Here is a 16,320-nt window from a genome sequence, read left to right as displayed (position 1 = left end):
AACAAATAAGCCACTATTAGTAGCTTGGTGAAGGGCACATCATATATATTTGTTCACATTGTCTACGCATGAGCTTTGTAAGAGTATCCAAAGTTTGAGTTGTCTATTCAATTACTTTCTTTCGGAAGAAAATATTGGTAGAATGATGCGGAAAGGGGGGAGAAGAAATGACTTATGATGAATTTATGAGTATTATCGCTGAATCTGATGTTAGAGATTGGATTTATGATGATTCTGACGGTAGGTACGTATACAAAAATGACATTGCAATTACAATGCAACGTGATAGGGAAGATCAGACTGACTTTGAAGAAGAATGGGTTGAAAGATTTATACATCATCCAACAGCTACAAGACAAATGGTTTATCTTCGTTATATGGGAACAACAATTGATATTTTTCACACAGCGTCAGTTGATGAAGCAAGAATGAATATTCCATATCCACCAACTTGATGACATGACAATTTCTAGCCAGCAATATAATATTGGAAGAATAGTCAACCTGATAGAATGTCAAGTTATCGACAGATATGATGAATATTTGCAGACCGCAGGAATTTCAGTCAGAGATTAAAAATTTGACATTTTGGTTCTTTTTTATCTACTAGCCGCTCTTATCCCACTCAACTTTAAACTTGAGAAATTGTGCCTCCCAAGGTAACATGCAACAAAGTTGTTCCTTGGGAGGTTTTTACATGACCGCTGTTGATCATAGCTGTAATGATGCACGTGAAGTGTACCGAACTTCTCTGGTCGGTATCGAACTGGACGATACTCAGACGCAAATGCTACTATCCATCGCTCGAAAGCATTGCAAGCTTACCTTCGAACATAGCCAAGCGAGAATGACTCGGAGCGTCGGCAGCAAATCCGTGAAGAAATTAAGAGTTTACGTTCGATGCGCGATGATCTTCCTGCGGAATGGCGAGCAGAGCAAAAAAGTCGAGTTTGAATCGTGAACTAACGGCATCACTGCATATTGCCAATCATCCTCTCCCAAGGTATCACTAACAACAATCTACCTTGAAGGGGATTTTGTTGCCCCAGCAGCCTTTACCGGATTGGATGAAGCCCGCCTGGATGAGTGTAGGGGAATTTGGGGATAAGCAGGAAACACATCTCTATTTTAGTGTCTATTTTTTCGTTGGATTGATTTCGTTTTATGGAAGGAAATATGCTCGTTCGATTAAGTCACCTACAATGGGACGTACACAGAGGACAGAATTTATCCAAGAAAAGTATGTTGTTGATCTGTATAAACACATTACACTCGATAAAATGCCACCAATATCCATAAGTGGGAAGTAGCCTTGGGTGTCAGTCGTTCTGCAGCACAACCAGTCCCTTATATTCCACGTATCGTCGTTATTCCAGATTATGAAAAGGATACGATCATCGAGGATGTATGGAAAGTGGAAAAGTGTGCTGAAGATTTGGAGCACTGGTATACGATGGAAAGACGAAGCAACGAGAATATTTCAAAGCGAAGAATGAATTGAAGCCATCTAAGGAACAATTACATAAATTAGATCGTATACCAAACAGAATGGTCGTACAAAGTCTATTCCAGATCCAAAAGACTTAAGACTTTCAGTGGGGGGGATAAACACAATCGTCTGTGAAGCTAGAATAATATTTGATTCTTCCAAGTGCTACGTATCTACGTACCACATCCGTTATCATCCTTTGCTACACTTTGAATAAAAAGGAGATGATAACTTTGGATACCCAGCCCAAGATACCAAAGAACGTGGAACATACAAACCCATCTGAAAATACGGCTGAGCAATATGAAAGTTTGGTACAGCAAGAAGATGAACACATAGAGAGACTTAAAACATGCACAAAGCTCATTTGGGATGCGCTAGCTATTATTTCTCAAAAGGCAAGTGTACTGCACATGGAAACCGTCAAAGAAGCAGCAAATCATCTTCATATCATGGAACTGGATTTACGAAGAGAACTGTTTAAGGTCCGTTTGAAAAAAAGTATTTTAGCAAACAAAATGAAGCAAACACAAGCGTAGCAGCGGAGGGGACGGAATCGTTCTGAAGAAGCGGAGCGTTTGCCTTTGAACCCGGATTTTAACCGCTAAAATATAATCAAAAAAAATCTGGGGGCAACAGCGATCGGAAGAATGATCCGTGCACGTAGCGGCCTTACATGCACGTACTTGCTCAATCCGCCCAGTAATCAAAACGCCCAAATAACCCGACATGACCCTTCACGGTCTAATCGGGTTTTCTCATTTCAATCCCTCCATCCCCGCGCATAAGTCTTCACACCCCCCAAAAACAAACCGCTGCCCAGATAGTTACACCCACTCCCAACATCATGTATAGTAAAGTTATGGGAAATAAACATGAACCCGCATATGTTCTTGATCGCTTAGACGTACAATATGAAACATGGCAAAAACGAGGAGGAACGTGATGATACATCCAACACAGATTCAGGATATGCTGCAAGCCGCGCTGGAGACGGGCGGAGATTTTGCGGAGGTGTTCGTCGAGGACCGCACCAATGGACAACTGGGTATGACCGGGGGCGTCGTGGATACGGCGCTGTCAGGCCGGGATTTTGGGATTGGTATTCGGATCATGAAGGAACATTTTTCGGTGTATGCCTACACCAGCGATATGAGCGAACAGAGTCTGATCAGACTGGCCAAATCGGCTGCCAAGGCCATTCGTGGCGGTGGAGCGCCAGGTACACACACCATTACCCTTCATCCCCATGCGATCCCTAACCAACATCCGATTGCGATCATACCTGACGGTTCACAGAAACGTGCCAAGATTGACATGATGAGACGGGCGCATGAGGCGGCAAGCCAATACGATCCTTCCATTACGCAAACCTCTGTTGGGATTAGCAACTCGGTCCAGAACGTCTTAATCGCCAATAGCAACGGGCTGCTGGTGGAGGATACCCGTACGTATACACGTATGAGAATAAGCGCGATTGCGACTCACGGGGAGCATAGACAATCCGGGTTCCGTGGGCCGGGAGCGTATGCAGGGACTGAATTCCTGGAGAATCTGAATATCGAAGAAAATGCGAGACACGCTGCTCGTATAGCATCCACGATGGTCAAAGCGGGATATGCGCCTAGTGGCAGACTGCCTGTCGTGATTGAGAATGGCTTTGGCGGCGTTCTTTTCCACGAGGCGTGTGGGCATGGGCTGGAATCTACGGCGGTGGCGCATGGAACTTCCGTGTTTGCGAATAAAATCGGGCAGCAGGTGGCTTCACCGCTCGTCACGGCTATAGATGATGGAACAATTCCGAATGCGTGGGGCTCGCTCAATATCGATGACGAAGGGGCGCCGGCACAGCGCAACGTACTGATCGAGAACGGTATTTTAAAAGGATATCTAATCGACCGCATGGGCTCGCGCCAGATGGGTGTACCTGCGACAGGGTCAGGACGAAGACAGTCCTATAAATTCGCGCCTGCATCCCGTATGAACAATACGTTCATTGCGAATGGTGAGTCTACCCGTGAAGAGATCATTGCCAATACAGAGTACGGGATCTATGCCAAATCGCTGGGCGGGGGTTCGGTGAATACCTCGACAAGCGAGTTTAATTTTGCAGTCGAAGAGGCGTATATGATTCGCAACGGTAAAATTGCCGAGCCAGTCAAAGGCGCAACGCTAATCGGCAAAGGGATTGAAACCCTGCAAAATATTGATATGGTCGGCAACAATCTGGATCATGGTCAGGGGATGTGCGGCTCGGTTAGTGGAAGTCTTCCGGTCAACTGCGGACAGCCGACGATTCGTGTGTCCGAAATGACCGTCGGCGGACGAAAGGGGGAATAGGCGATGAATATTCAGCAATTTCAGGAAGCGTTGTTCGCCAAAGGTCGGGAAATCGGCTATGCGGATATGGAAATCTACTATGTAAATGGACGTTCTACCTCGGTAAAGGTACTGAAGGGAGAAATTGACCAATATACCATCGTTGAAAATGGCGGACTTTCCTTCCGTGGTGTTATTAACGGGAAAATGGGCTATGCCTCTACGGAGAAGCTGGAACCGGATGTGATCGACTTTTTATTGGAAGAAGCACGCAGTAACGCGGACATATTGGAGAGCGAGGAGCAGGATGAGCTGTTTGCAGGCTCTGAGAGCTACCCTGAGCAGCCTGCCTATGCCGTAGCGTTGGCTGACACAGTTCCTGAAATTCTGATCGAAGCGGCGCTGGAAATGGAGCGTACAGCGCTTGCCGCAGACCCACGGATTGTGATGGCTCGGCATTGCTCGGTCAGCGTTCGTGAGAATGAGGTCCTGATTGTAAATACCAAAGGACTGCATTGCCATCGTCGCAAAAGTCTGGCGACCGCTTATGTGTATGTGATTGCAGCAGATCATGGCGAGACCGTTACCGGGGGCTGGCATGATTACTCCCTGCGGAGCGTGGAAGAGATCGATATTGCGAATGTGGCGCATAGAGCCGTGAAAGAGGCTGTTTCCAAGCTGGGGGCGCACACGATCCAATCGGATAACTATCCAGTCATTTTCCGTCATGATGCAGCCGCGCAATTGCTGGCTGCCTATACGTCGGTATTTTCTGCGGAGTCGGTGGATAAAGGCTTTTCACGCTTGGCTGGGAAACTGGGGCAAAAGGTGGCAAGCGAGCGTATTACGCTGATTGACGATCCGCTAATGGAGAACGTTCCGGCAGGCAGTACGTTTGATGCGGAAGGCAGTGCGACACGCCGCAATGAGATTATCAAGGATGGAGAACTGCGGACGTATTTCCATAACCGCAAGACGGCCCGCAAGGCCGGGGTACAGAGTACCTCTCATGCTTCCAAAGGCAGCTATAACGGTAAAATTGGAGTGTCGTATCATAATCTGTACGTGTCTCCAGGCACGTCTACATTGGAAGACATGATTCGCAAGACAGATCGCGGGTTGATGATTGTTGAACTGCAGGGGCTGCATGCAGGTACGAATACGGCGTCTGGTAACTTTTCGCTGGCTTGTCTGGGCTACTGGATTGAGCAAGGGCAAGTGGTCAGAGCGGTCAATCAGATTACCGTATCAGGTAACTTCTTTGACGTCTTACAGCAGGTAGAGGAAGTTGGCAACGATTTGCGTTTTACGGGAAGCTGCACATCTCCTTCGCTGAAGCTGGCTGCACTCTCGATTTCAGGCTCCTAATGGCTGGATCATCCTTCTTTTTTCAGACTTAGGGCCTGTTCCTGACGTTCTGATTGTCTAGCAATGACAGATGCCTGATGCATCGGGGTATGGTAAAGTAGGAGAAAGTCTTTAAAATATGAAAAAAAGGCTTGGTTACAGCACCGCGACAGGGTATTATAGACAATAATATATTCGAAAAAAGGTTCGAATTGAATTTTTATTGGGGGATGTATATGAGATATATAAGCACTAGAGGTCGCGTAGAAGCCAAGGGATTTATTGATACTGTGCTCATGGGGTTAGCTGACGATGGAGGACTAATGGTGCCAGAGCAGATTCCGACCGTGTCGGCAGCTACGCTGGAGCAGTGGGCTACATTGAGCTACAGAGAGCTGCTGCTGGAAGTTTTTGCGCTGTATATCAATGATGAGATTCCTCGTGAGGATTTGGAGCAGTTGGTGGAGCGCAGTTATGCAAGCTTCCGTCATCCGGAAGTTACGCCAGTGAAGAAGATCAACGATTCCCTGTCTATTTTGGAGCTGTTCCATGGGCCTACGTTCGCGTTCAAGGATGTGGCGCTGCAATTTATGGGTGAATTTTATTCCTACGTGTCCAAAAAGCAGAATGAGATTATTCATATTTTGGGTGCAACCTCGGGCGATACGGGAGCAGCAGCCATTCAAGGCGTGCGTGGCAAGGAAGGCATCAAAATCTGTATTTTGCATCCGCACCAAAAGGTGAGCAAGGTACAAGAGCTGCAAATGACGACAGTAGACGATGAGAACGTGCTGAATCTATCAGTAAAAGGGAACTTTGACGATTGTCAAAAAGTAATTAAGGACCTGTTTGCCGATCTGGATTTCAAAGCCACACATCATCTGCGGGCGATTAACTCGATTAACTTTGTGCGTATTTTGGCGCAGACGGTATATTACTTCTATGCTTATTTCCGGGCGCAGGAGTCTGCGGGTACGAAGAAAATCAATGTCAGCGTGCCATCCGGCAACTTTGGCAATATCTTTTCCGGCTTTCTTGCGAAGAAAATGGGTCTGCCCATCCACAAGCTGATCATTGCCACGAACGAAAATAATATTTTAGAGCGCTTCGTGAAGACTGGCGAATACCAGCCGGGTGATTTCAAAAGCACATACAGTCCTTCCATGGACATTCAGGTGGCAAGTAATTTCGAAAGATACCTATACTACTTCCTCGGGGAGGATGCGGCCAAGGTATCTGAATACATGGATAACCTCAAAACCGAGGGACGGATTGTGATCGGGGCAGAGGACTTGCAGCGCGTGCAGCAGGATTTCGAAGCGCTGGGTGCTTCGAATGAGCAGTGTCTGGAGCTGATCAAAAAATACAAAGCCGAATACGATTATTTGCTCGATCCGCATACGGCTTGCGGTATTGCCGCGTATGAGGCGTGTAATGGCGCGGACGAAGTCTGTGTGACCTTTGCGACAGCACATCCGGCCAAATTCGATGAGGCGATCCGTCTGGTGGACATTAAGCAAGAGTTCCCGACGCAAATTGAAGAATTGTTCTCCAAGCCGCAACACCAGCAGGTGGTAGAGCATGACGAGGCCGAAATTGTGCGTCAGCTTGAAGCCTTTTATGTGTAACAGAATATTTCCGTAATGGTGAGTTGTTACATTCTTACGGATGGGAAAGAGGCTGCGCCCTGGGCGCTAGCCTCCTTTTTTATATCCATATTTTCCAGATATGATGTATGTTTTAGTTTCAATTTGTTCACATTATAATGCCACATAGAGTAAGGTGTTAGGGCCTTAGAAATCGTGAAAAAAGCCCGTAAATCAAGGGATTTGGCTTTAGGAATATAACAGGCAGTGGTAGGTTCATAGAGTTATTTAATGAAGGATACAAAAATCTTTTATAGGGAAATTGGATGTATTTATATAAAAAATCATGTATAGTTAACTAAATTTTATGAATACATAAAGTTCCACTCTCGAAGGTGCAGAATAAAAGTCATTCCGTCATTTAACAGAGGGGCTAATTATAAAAGGGGTGTATTAAATAATGACCATGATCCGTCCAGAGCAGAGTCAACAAGCAGCAGCCGAATATGTGCAGTCCGTTTTTGAGAAGGTTATCGCGCGCAATCCTCATGAGAATGAATTCCATCAGGCCGTCAAAGAAATTTTGGATTCGCTAATTCCGGTATTGGCTAAGCATCCTAAGTATATGCAGCAGGGGCTTTTGGAACGGCTGGTGGAGCCAGAACGTGTCATTACCTTCCGTGTACCTTGGGTAGACGATGCAGGCAATGTACAGGTCAACCGTGGCTTCCGCGTACAGTTTAACAGTGCGATTGGTCCTTATAAAGGTGGACTTCGCTTCCATCCATCTGTGTACCTGGGTATCGTCAAATTTTTGGGCTTTGAGCAAATTTTCAAAAATGCGTTGACGGGTCTTCCAATCGGTGGTGGCAAAGGCGGTTCGGATTTTGACCCCAAAGGTAAATCAGATAACGAAGTGATGCGTTTTACACAAAGCTTCATGACGGAGCTGTATAAATATATCGGCCCAGATGCCGACGTTCCGGCAGGGGATATTGGTGTAGGTGGCCGTGAGATCGGATACATGTTCGGGCAATACAAGCGGATTCGCGGAGGACATGAAGGTGGCGTCCTGACGGGTAAAGGGATTCATTACGGAGGTAGTCTCACACGAACAGAAGCGACTGGATACGGTTGTGTGTATTTTGTAAACGAGATGCTGCAAGCTCAAGGTTTGTCCTTTGAAGGACAACGTGTTGTTGTGTCGGGCTCGGGCAACGTATCCATTTATGCGATTGAAAAAGCACAGCAACTCGGTGCTACAGTCGTGGCATGTAGTGACTCGAATGGTTATGTCTATGATCCAGACGGTATTGATCTCAAGCTGGTGAAGCAGCTTAAAGAAGTGAATCGTCTGCGAATTAGCGAGTATACGAAAGAGCGTCCAGGCGCAATCTATACAGAAGGCTGCTCGGGAATATGGTCAATCCCATGCGACATCGCACTGCCATGTGCGACACAGAATGAAATCGACGAGCAAGCAGCACAGTTGCTGGTAAGCAATGGCGTAAAAGCGATCGGTGAAGGTGCCAATATGCCGTCCTCGCTACAGGCCATTGAAGTATTTTTGGAGAACGGAGTTCTGTTTGGACCAGCCAAAGCTGCCAATGCAGGTGGAGTAGCGGTTTCGGCGCTCGAAATGTCGCAGAACAGCATGCGCCTGTCATGGACCTTTGAGGAAGTGGATGCCAAGCTGCATGATATTATGAAAAATATCTATGCTAACAGCGTGAAGGCGGCTGAGGAATACGGCGTGCCAGGCAATCTGGTGGTCGGAGCGAACATCGCCGGATTTGTGCGTGTGGCTGATGCTATGCTGTCTCACGGGATTATCTAACTCAACGCCACAATTCCTTATCTCTATTGTACAATGATTAAACAACCTAGCTAATAAAAGCAAAATTGAAGCTGAGCGGCTCCGTGTGAGTCGCTCAGCTTTTATTTGGCATGAGGCACTTTATTTTTCTCAGGGACTTGATTTATTGCTAAAGAGGATGTATATTACTTGATAGATCAATAATTGATGGATCAAAGGTTGGATCACGAGGCCCAGCGATATGCTAAAGGGAGGAGAGATTGATATCACCCAGACACCATCCGAGGCTGAGTATATTTTTGATATGCTGCTGCTACTGAACAAGCAGATTAGCTCCAAGTTCGAGCGGTGTGCAGGAGTCAGCGCATCCAGATTGCAGCTATTATGCAAGCTGTATCAAGTGGAGGAGATTAGTCAAACGCTGCTGCAAAAAGAGGTTGGCATTGACGCTGCAGCCGTTACGCGTCATTTGAAGCAACTGGAAGCGACAGGAATGGTCACACGACGCACGAAGCCAGAGGACAACAGGGTTACCTTGGTAAGCCTAACCGATTATGGGCGTGCGCGTATTGTCATCTTTAAGCAGGAGCGCTCGCAGTTTGTAGCTCAGCTGCTACAGAGCTTCGACGAGACCCAGCGGCAGCAGCTAGCTGATATGCTGCAAGTGATGAATAGTCATATATCCAGTATGGACTGACAACATTGTAATTTTACATTTACCCACAGAGGAACAAAGGAGAGATTGGAATGAGTAATACGAATACATCCAATATTGTAAAAACGAATGATTTTAAAGAAATCGCATTGGGACGCCGTTCGGTAAAAGTATACGATCCGTCCGTGAAGATCAGCCGCGAGGAAATGACTGAGATTTTGACGGAAGCTACACGTGCACCATCATCCATTAATCTGCAACCTTGGCGTTTCCTTGTGATTGACAGCCCGGAAGGTAAAGCAACCCTGGCACCATTGGCTCGTTTCAACCAACGTCAAGTGGAGACCTCTTCGGCCGTGATCGCTGTGTTTGGGGATCTGAACAACTTTGATAATTTCGAACAAATCTTCGGAGAAGCAGTAGAACTGGGCTATATGCCACAAGACATTAAAGAAATGCAACAGGAAAAAGTAACAGCCCATTTTGCTGCCCTTGATCCCGTTGTGAACAGAGAAACAGTTCTGATCGACGGTGGTTTGGTATCTATGCAGCTTATGCTGGTGGCACGCGCTCATGGCTACGATACCAACGCTATCGGTGGTTATGAAAAGGATCAAATTGCCGAGGCCTTTGGTATGGACAAAGATCGTTATGTTCCTGTTATGCTCATTTCGATGGGTAAAGGAATCAACGAGGGGCACCCGTCCACACGTTTGCCGATTGATCAAATTGCACAGTGGAAATAAGTTGAGTTATATCTATACGCAACATAAAAAACAGGCGGAGCAAAGGACATTCCTTTGCTCCGCCTGTTTTTAGTTTGCCGGATGTAACGCTGATTCGGGAATTGATGACGTCCTTTAGTCTTCGGGTGATCCTTGACCTATATTCGCTCCCGACGTCTGTCCATAGTCAGCAGTGTCATTCTGAGGTGGATGATCGCGCTTGGGCCATATAATCTGGTGAGAAGTATGGCTAAGCTCCTCATAAAATAACGGTGCTTTCTTGAACAGGCGTATGACCAGATGGAGAAAGAACCATCCGTTCAACACCAATAGCACAAGACCGATCAGCACACTTACCCAAGGGGACACTTGAGACCGCAGCACAGGTCCACCCAGTACGTAATTCAGTCCAAAATACAACCAGTACAAGAGACTGTACCGCTTGATGAGCTCCCACAGGGAAACTCGTTTTCCTCTCCCTGTAAGATGAATACGTACCAGCCATTTCCCTGGAGTCCGTCCATTCGTCAGGTAAGGAACCACCATAAAGTATATCCCGCTGGAAATCCAGAAAGCAGCAGATACATGCAGGGACTCCATCATGCCGAGTAACCCTGTCCAAAGGATAGAATCCACTAAGAAGGCTACTCCTCGTCTCGTATAGGACACCCGTTTGGTTGTAATGTCCACATGCTTGTCCAGATGCTCCAAGCGGGGAAGAAAGCGTGAAAACCATTCGCCGAGCAGAAAGCCCAGCATACCGCCCAAAGTATTGGCCATCAGATCGTCCACGTCAAATACACGATACGCATGGTCAAAAAATCCATACAATCCTGTCAGCTGTGTCACCTCAAAGAAGAGAGACAAGGCGAAGGACAGAATCAGGCACCAGCCCCATCGTGCACGGAAGTAATAACGTAAGAACATACCGAAAGGCATGGTCATCATTACGTTAAAAACCACTTGCAGAAAAGCACGCTCCTTCAGCAGATGCAAATAACTGGAAGGATGAGCAGGTGAAACGGATGTTTCTCTTATGATGTCTTGCACGAACTGCAAGGGCATCCACTGCAAAGCTCCCCCGGCCAAAGCTGCATTATGACGCGATGCCGGAAGCGGTAGTATGACTAAAAAGAAGGCGTTCATCAAGTATAAAAGCATCAAGTAAAGCAGCCACGCTCTAGCCTTGTGAATATAGCCATGTCTGCGATATTGCACGATAAGGAACGGAAGTGTAAACAATAACGCAGCAACAGGGAAGGCCAGAAAAGCATATGAAACGGGAAACAGATAAGATTGAATCATGAGCTGTTTAAGCCTGCTTTCTCCGGAACTTCACCAAAGACCAGATGACCAAAAATGCCATGAAAGCCACGCATACGCTGATGCTAATCCGATTTTGCGGGTCAATCAAGAACAGGAAGGCAATGACCCATAGGCATCCGACCGTAACCGCCGTCACATAAGGGAATCCCCATATCTTGAAGGTAGGCTCCACTGGATAAGATTTGCGCAGTTTCAATTGGGACAGGCAGATGCAGCTCCAGACGAGCAGCACGACAAAGCCAGGTACAGCCATTAAAATACGGAACAGCCCGTCCTGAGCGACGTATGCGACCATGGAGCCAACAATCAGGATGACCGCGCACAGTTTGAGACTGTTCACCGGAACTCCATTTGAAGACAGGCGAGCGAGTGACTTGGGACCTTCTCCATTAATCGCCAGCGAATGGAGCATGCGTGTAGCCCCGTAAATTCCCGAATTGGCGGCTGACAGTACAGCAGTGATCAGAATAAAGTTCATGACATGAGCTGAGCCTTGAAGCCCTACAGAAGACAATACCTGTACAAACGGGCTGGTACTTGCATCCAGTTGGTTCCAGGGAATCAAGCCACAAATAATGAGAATAGGCAGCGTATAGAACAAAACAACGCGAAGAATAAAGCTTTTAACCACTTTAGGCAGTACCTTTTCTGGATTTTCAGTCTCCGTCAACGTCAATCCGATCAGCTCAGAACCTCCGTAAGAAAAGGTAACGACCAGCAATGCCGAAAAGATTGCCAGCCAGCCATTGGGGAAAAACCCGCCGTGCTGAGCGTAGTTGCTTAAATAAGGTGGAGTTTCAGTGGGGATAATCCCAAACAGTATACAGCCACCCAAGGCAATGAAGATAATAATCATGGCAATTTTAATGCCTGCCAGCCAAAACTCCAGCTCCCCTAAACCGCCGACACTCAGCATGTTGACGACAATAATGAAAGCCGCACTCGCTAAACTGAGGAGCCATAGAGGGACATCTGGCAGCCAATATTGCAGGAAGCTTCCCGCGGCAATGACCTCAATGACACAAACAGCCAGCCACATGAAGCAATACAACCAGCCGATAATAAAAGAAAGTCGTTCTCCAAAAGCCTTGCGAATAAAATCCTTCATATTCATGTTGGGGTAGACGGTAGCCATCTCGGCAATCGCACCCATAACGACCAAGAGCAGCAGTCCTGCGAAGACATAGGATAAAATAACTCCAGGTCCTGCCAAGCTAATCGTTTCGGTGCTACCCTTAAAAATACCCGTCCCGATGACTCCACCCATAGCCATAAAGGTAATATGCCGTGGTCGAAGCTTTTTGTGTAAAGTTGCTTCATTTGATTTCAATATGAAATCCTCCTTCATCATAGTGTACAGCTTCAGCATAGCCCAAGCAGGGTTACTTCAATTAGACTTATACTACATGAAAATATCCAATTAGGAAATGAAAGAAATAGGATCTGGTAGGGAGATTAAAATAGATAGAGGAAAAAATGTAGAAACAGAGGCAGAATGATATTGTTGACGATTGTTGTAATATCGATATCATTCTGTCTTTATGTTATATTCACCTTGTTTCGCGCGGGAATAATTGTTTCATGGTAGCCAAAGTAAAGGATGATATATAATGAGGTTGGTTTGGAAAAAAGTATGAATTTATGAAGCGGAGGCTTTGATACGTGAAGCAGGATCGGCAAAAGCAGACAGATTCTCAATCCGGGATGAGCAAGGGGCATGAAGCTGATGAACTGAACAAGCTGCTGTCCGTATGGCTTCATTCGTCGATCCGTGTCATGGATGTCCGGCACATTCGATTGGAAGCGGAAGAGCTGGTTCAATTATATCGTCTCCCAGCGCATGCTTTTGTGTTTATGCTACAGGGTAGCGTGCGCTTGGCTGATGATTGGAAGGATGCATCCCATTCAGGCTATGTACTGCATGGCAGCAAAGGTTTTGACCTGAATATCAAGCCTTCATCATGCGGGATCGAATATATTCTTGTACTATATAAAGCAACTTCTTTATCAGGACGCACAGTTTATCATCAACCTTCGGCAGCTTATGGTTTCATACCGCCCTATCCGGCTATACTATATCAAAAGCTGCAGCTACTGGCGAACACATGGCAGGATCAAGAGGCGTTATCCAAAGTTCAGGCGCAGGGTCGGTTCTATGATTTTGCATATGAATGTATGCGCCAATCGCAGGAACCGCAGGCTCGGACCTCCACGCGGGATGTCGTGGCACAGGCAATTCGATTTATGCAGGCTCATTATGCGGAGTCCATCACGCTGGAACGTTTGGCCGGATTATTGGAATGTAGTCCGCGACACCTGACCCGGTTATTTAAAAAACAAACGGATAGTAGCCCGATTACGTACTTGATTCAATTACGGATGGACAAGGCGAAGGAGCTTTTGCGGAAGACGGATGCTACTTTGCAGGATATTGCTGCGAGTGTGGGGTATTCAGATGTCTATTTCTTTAGCCGGGCATTCAAAAAATATACTGGCGTATCCCCGGTTCATTATCGGGACAGCTTATATTCATCTGCTTTTGTTAGTGATATGCGTCTGGATAATCCATCAAGCCTGTCTGAATGTTCCATTGATTCAACAGGTGGTGCCCTGCATACTGGTATTGAGGATAATAATCATTATCAAAACCATGACGAAGGGATTTTACAAATGAATAGAAACACAAAGCATTCCATGGCATTTATTGTATTGCTTAGTTTTACCTTGCTGCTGAGCGCGTGCTCAGGCACATCCAGTCCTACGGCAACCGATGGCGCTTCGCAAGGGAACAATAATACATCAGCAGAACCAGCATCACAGGAAAGGGTACTGAAGGATGCACTTGGGCATGAGGTGAAGGTTCCGGCTCAGCCTCAGCGTGTGCTCGCTTCTTATCTGGAGGATCATCTGGTGGCGTTGGATGTTAAACCGGTAGCCCAATGGTCGGTGGGTAAAAATTCAGTTCAAGCTTACCTGCAAAAAGAACTGAAAGATGTTCCTGCCATCGCTTCAGATCTTCCGTTCGAGGCGGTTCTGAATTTCAAGCCTGACTTGATCATTATGGACAGTGCGAGCATGGTGGAAGGCGACAAATATGATCAATACTCCAAAATTGCTCCAACCTATGTTGTAGGCAGTAATATGAATAATGATTGGCGCCAAGAGCTGCTGACCGTGGGTGAGGTGCTGAATAAGAGCAGTGAAGCGAAGCAGGCATTAAGCAATTACGACAAAAAAGCAGCAGAGGCGAAAGCCAAGCTAAGTCAGACGGTAGGACAAAAAACGGCTGCGGCATTGTGGGTAACGGATAAAAACGTATATGTGGTGAACCAGAATTTATCCAGCGGTGATGTATTGTACAAGGATTTGGGATTCAAGATTCCACAGGTCGTACAGGAAATTTCCAAAACGGCCAAGGCGAACTGGAGCAACTTATCGCTGGAAAAATTGGCTGAGCTGAACGCTGATTATATCTTTATCGTGAACAGCAAAAATGTGAGCAAGGATGAGATTATTAAAGATCCAGTCTGGGCAGGAATTCCGGCAGTCAAAGAAGGCCATGTATACGACTTTGGCAAGGATTCCAGCTGGCTGTATACAGGTACAATCGCAAACAGTCAGATGATTGATGATGTTCTGAAAAATGTAATGAAATAATGCAACTCAATCATCTAGATTATAATAAAACAGCGCTATTCTTACTTCACGGCAGAGACCATAGTAGGAGAGCGCTGTTTTGTCTTTTCATTTACATGGACGCTTGCCGTGCAACCTGGTTTTATAATAAAAGATGCCTGCACAGGGCAGACATCTGTTTTTTTCGATATTAGGCTTTCGGAGATACCAGGATTTTAACCTGATTTTTCTCTTTCAGGAGACCTTCAAAACCTTGCTCGATCACTTCTTCGAGCTTAATACGTTTGGTCACAAGCTTGTCAGCAGGGAAATACCCTTTTTCCATCAAGCTGATGACAGCCGGGAATACATCGCGGTAGCCGATAATACCAGTCAGATTGCGTTCCTTCATAACGATATTGTTCGGTTTGATTGGAGCTTCTTTTTCAAAAATGCTGACGATCATGATTTGTCCGCTAATTTTAGTGGATTCAATCGCTTGAGTCAGCACAGGAGGTACTCCAGTGACTTCATAGGCTACATCTACGCCACCGTTAGTCCGTTTGTGCAGCTCTTCCACAACATCGTAAGTCTTAGGATCAAGCACAATAGCACCCAGCTCTTCAGCTTTAGCTTTACGCTCTTCGGAAAGTTCTACTGCATAAATCTCAGAGGCGCCCGAAGCTTTCAACGCTTCAATAACCAGCAATCCGATAGGACCAGCGCCAAATACGACAGCTTTGTCGCCGACTTTCAGTTGGCTTTGACGTACAGCATACAAAGCAACGGCCGAAGGCTCTACCAAAGCGCCTTGCTCGAAGGATACGCTTTCTGGAATTTTGTGAACCATGTGCTCGTCAGCTGCGACATATTCAGAAAATCCACCGCCGCCGCCTGCCAAACCGAGGAAGCCCATTTTATCGCAAAGGTTATATTTGCCTTGTCTACATGCATCACATTCTCCACATGCAAAAACCGGTTCTACGACTACACGGTCGCCAACCTGAATCTTGGTTACACCTTCACCAATTTCAACGACTTGTCCAGAAAATTCATGTCCCATCACAATCGGAGCTTTTTCGCCAGTCAGTGGATGCTGAGCGTTTTCAGGAATGAAGATCGGTCCTGCTACATATTCGTGAAGATCACTTCCGCAAATGCCACACCATTCCACTTTAATTTTTACTTTTCCCGGAAGAGCAGCGGGTTGCTCAATGTTTTCCAAACGTAAATCTTTTACTCCATGCCATCTCAATGCTTGCATGTCTTGTCATCTCCTTGATGAATATATGATCATTGCCGCTATAAAAGTGAATGAATAAGGAAACGTTTCCGAAAAATAATATGTCACAATTTTTACACATTGTCAAACCAAATTAATGCAAAAAGCACTTGATTTTTTTGTGAATATAATCACTTGTGACTATGGCGCTATATTTGAC

14 protein-coding genes are annotated in these 16,320 nt (G+C 46.1%); 11 read left to right on the top strand and 3 right to left on the bottom strand.

The window, feature by feature from the left end; all coding sequences use genetic code 11:
- The first annotated feature begins 167 nt into the window (after positions 1-167).
- The 10 genes from MKX36_RS17850 to MKX36_RS17805 all read left to right on the top strand — a co-directional run bounded on the left by MKX36_RS17850 (position 168) and on the right by MKX36_RS17805 (position 9,958).
- Positions 168-455, top strand: a complete 288-nt coding sequence (locus MKX36_RS17850) for a hypothetical protein (protein WP_340865240.1) — start codon at positions 168-170, stop codon at positions 453-455.
- 242 nt (positions 456-697) lie between these two features.
- A complete protein-coding gene (locus MKX36_RS17845; protein ID WP_340865239.1) occupies positions 698-961 on the top strand; it encodes a hypothetical protein in 264 nt (87 codons plus the stop codon).
- A 351-nt stretch (positions 962-1,312) separates the two neighbouring features.
- Positions 1,313-1,501: a hypothetical protein gene (locus tag MKX36_RS17840; protein WP_340865238.1), complete on the top strand. Its 189-nt coding sequence runs from the start codon at positions 1,313-1,315 to the stop codon at positions 1,499-1,501.
- A gap of 221 nt (positions 1,502-1,722) precedes the next feature.
- Positions 1,723-2,028 (top strand): hypothetical protein, encoded by a 306-nt coding sequence (locus tag MKX36_RS17835; RefSeq protein WP_340865237.1) that lies wholly within the window; start codon positions 1,723-1,725, stop codon positions 2,026-2,028.
- Between the two features lie 406 nt (positions 2,029-2,434).
- Positions 2,435-3,829, top strand: coding sequence for a TldD/PmbA family protein (locus tag MKX36_RS17830; protein ID WP_340865236.1), 1,395 nt, complete (start codon positions 2,435-2,437; stop codon positions 3,827-3,829).
- A 3-nt stretch (positions 3,830-3,832) separates the two neighbouring features.
- A complete protein-coding gene (locus MKX36_RS17825; RefSeq protein WP_340865235.1) occupies positions 3,833-5,176 on the top strand; it encodes a TldD/PmbA family protein in 1,344 nt (447 codons plus the stop codon).
- Between the two features lie 215 nt (positions 5,177-5,391).
- Positions 5,392-6,783, top strand: a complete 1,392-nt coding sequence (gene thrC, locus MKX36_RS17820) for a threonine synthase (RefSeq protein ID WP_340865234.1) — start codon at positions 5,392-5,394, stop codon at positions 6,781-6,783.
- A gap of 418 nt (positions 6,784-7,201) precedes the next feature.
- Entirely contained in the window at positions 7,202-8,578 is a 1,377-nt protein-coding gene (gene gdhA / locus MKX36_RS17815; protein WP_250247741.1) for an NADP-specific glutamate dehydrogenase, read from the top strand.
- Positions 8,579-8,861: 283 nt separating this feature from the next.
- The gene (locus MKX36_RS17810) at positions 8,862-9,254 is read left to right on the top strand and encodes a MarR family winged helix-turn-helix transcriptional regulator (RefSeq protein ID WP_026065410.1); all 393 of its coding nucleotides are present in this window, start codon (positions 8,862-8,864) and stop codon (positions 9,252-9,254) included.
- 50 nt (positions 9,255-9,304) lie between these two features.
- Positions 9,305-9,958 carry a nitroreductase family protein gene (locus MKX36_RS17805; RefSeq protein ID WP_016821829.1) on the top strand — a complete coding sequence of 218 codons (654 nt, stop codon included), beginning with the start codon at positions 9,305-9,307 and terminating at the stop codon, positions 9,956-9,958.
- Between the two features lie 114 nt (positions 9,959-10,072).
- On the opposite strand, the gene MKX36_RS17800 is transcribed toward MKX36_RS17805, so the two are convergent.
- Positions 10,073-11,242, bottom strand: coding sequence for a VanZ family protein (locus MKX36_RS17800; protein WP_016821828.1), 1,170 nt, complete (start codon positions 11,240-11,242; stop codon positions 10,073-10,075).
- 7 nt (positions 11,243-11,249) lie between these two features.
- On the bottom strand, positions 11,250-12,593 hold the full coding sequence (locus MKX36_RS17795) for an amino acid permease (protein ID WP_016821827.1): 1,344 nt from the start codon (positions 12,591-12,593) through the stop codon (positions 11,250-11,252).
- A gap of 332 nt (positions 12,594-12,925) precedes the next feature.
- Between MKX36_RS17795 and MKX36_RS17790 the strand changes: the two genes are divergently transcribed.
- On the top strand, positions 12,926-14,920 hold the full coding sequence (locus MKX36_RS17790; RefSeq protein ID WP_340865232.1) for an AraC family transcriptional regulator: 1,995 nt from the start codon (positions 12,926-12,928) through the stop codon (positions 14,918-14,920).
- 169 nt (positions 14,921-15,089) lie between these two features.
- Here MKX36_RS17790 and MKX36_RS17785 read toward each other — a convergent pair whose 3' ends face one another.
- Positions 15,090-16,142: a 2,3-butanediol dehydrogenase gene (locus MKX36_RS17785; RefSeq protein ID WP_016821825.1), complete on the bottom strand. Its 1,053-nt coding sequence runs from the start codon at positions 16,140-16,142 to the stop codon at positions 15,090-15,092.
- Positions 16,143-16,320: the final 178 nt, after the last annotated feature.

The sequence above is a fragment of the Paenibacillus sp. FSL W8-0439 genome, from assembly GCF_038008995.1.
Classification (GTDB): Bacteria; Bacillota; Bacilli; order Paenibacillales; family Paenibacillaceae; genus Paenibacillus; species Paenibacillus polymyxa.
This window is presented reverse-complemented; position numbering and strand designations above follow the sequence as displayed.

Excerpts from the sequence above, each read along its gene's own strand:
- MKX36_RS17850 (WP_340865240.1), top strand. The coding sequence starts at position 168 with ATGACTTATGATGAATTTATGAGTATTATCGCTGAATCTGATGTTAGA.
- MKX36_RS17845 (WP_340865239.1), top strand. The coding sequence starts at position 698 with ATGACCGCTGTTGATCATAGCTGTAATGATGCACGTGAAGTGTACCGA.
- MKX36_RS17830 (WP_340865236.1), top strand. The coding sequence starts at position 2,435 with ATGATACATCCAACACAGATTCAGGATATGCTGCAAGCCGCGCTGGAG.
- MKX36_RS17825 (WP_340865235.1), top strand. The coding sequence starts at position 3,833 with ATGAATATTCAGCAATTTCAGGAAGCGTTGTTCGCCAAAGGTCGGGAA.
- thrC (WP_340865234.1), top strand. The coding sequence starts at position 5,392 with ATGAGATATATAAGCACTAGAGGTCGCGTAGAAGCCAAGGGATTTATT.
- gdhA (WP_250247741.1), top strand. The coding sequence starts at position 7,202 with ATGACCATGATCCGTCCAGAGCAGAGTCAACAAGCAGCAGCCGAATAT.
- MKX36_RS17810 (WP_026065410.1), top strand. The coding sequence starts at position 8,862 with ATGCTGCTGCTACTGAACAAGCAGATTAGCTCCAAGTTCGAGCGGTGT.
- MKX36_RS17805 (WP_016821829.1), top strand. The coding sequence starts at position 9,305 with ATGAGTAATACGAATACATCCAATATTGTAAAAACGAATGATTTTAAA.
- MKX36_RS17800 (WP_016821828.1), bottom strand. The coding sequence starts at position 11,242 with ATGATTCAATCTTATCTGTTTCCCGTTTCATATGCTTTTCTGGCCTTC.
- MKX36_RS17785 (WP_016821825.1), bottom strand. The coding sequence starts at position 16,142 with ATGCAAGCATTGAGATGGCATGGAGTAAAAGATTTACGTTTGGAAAAC.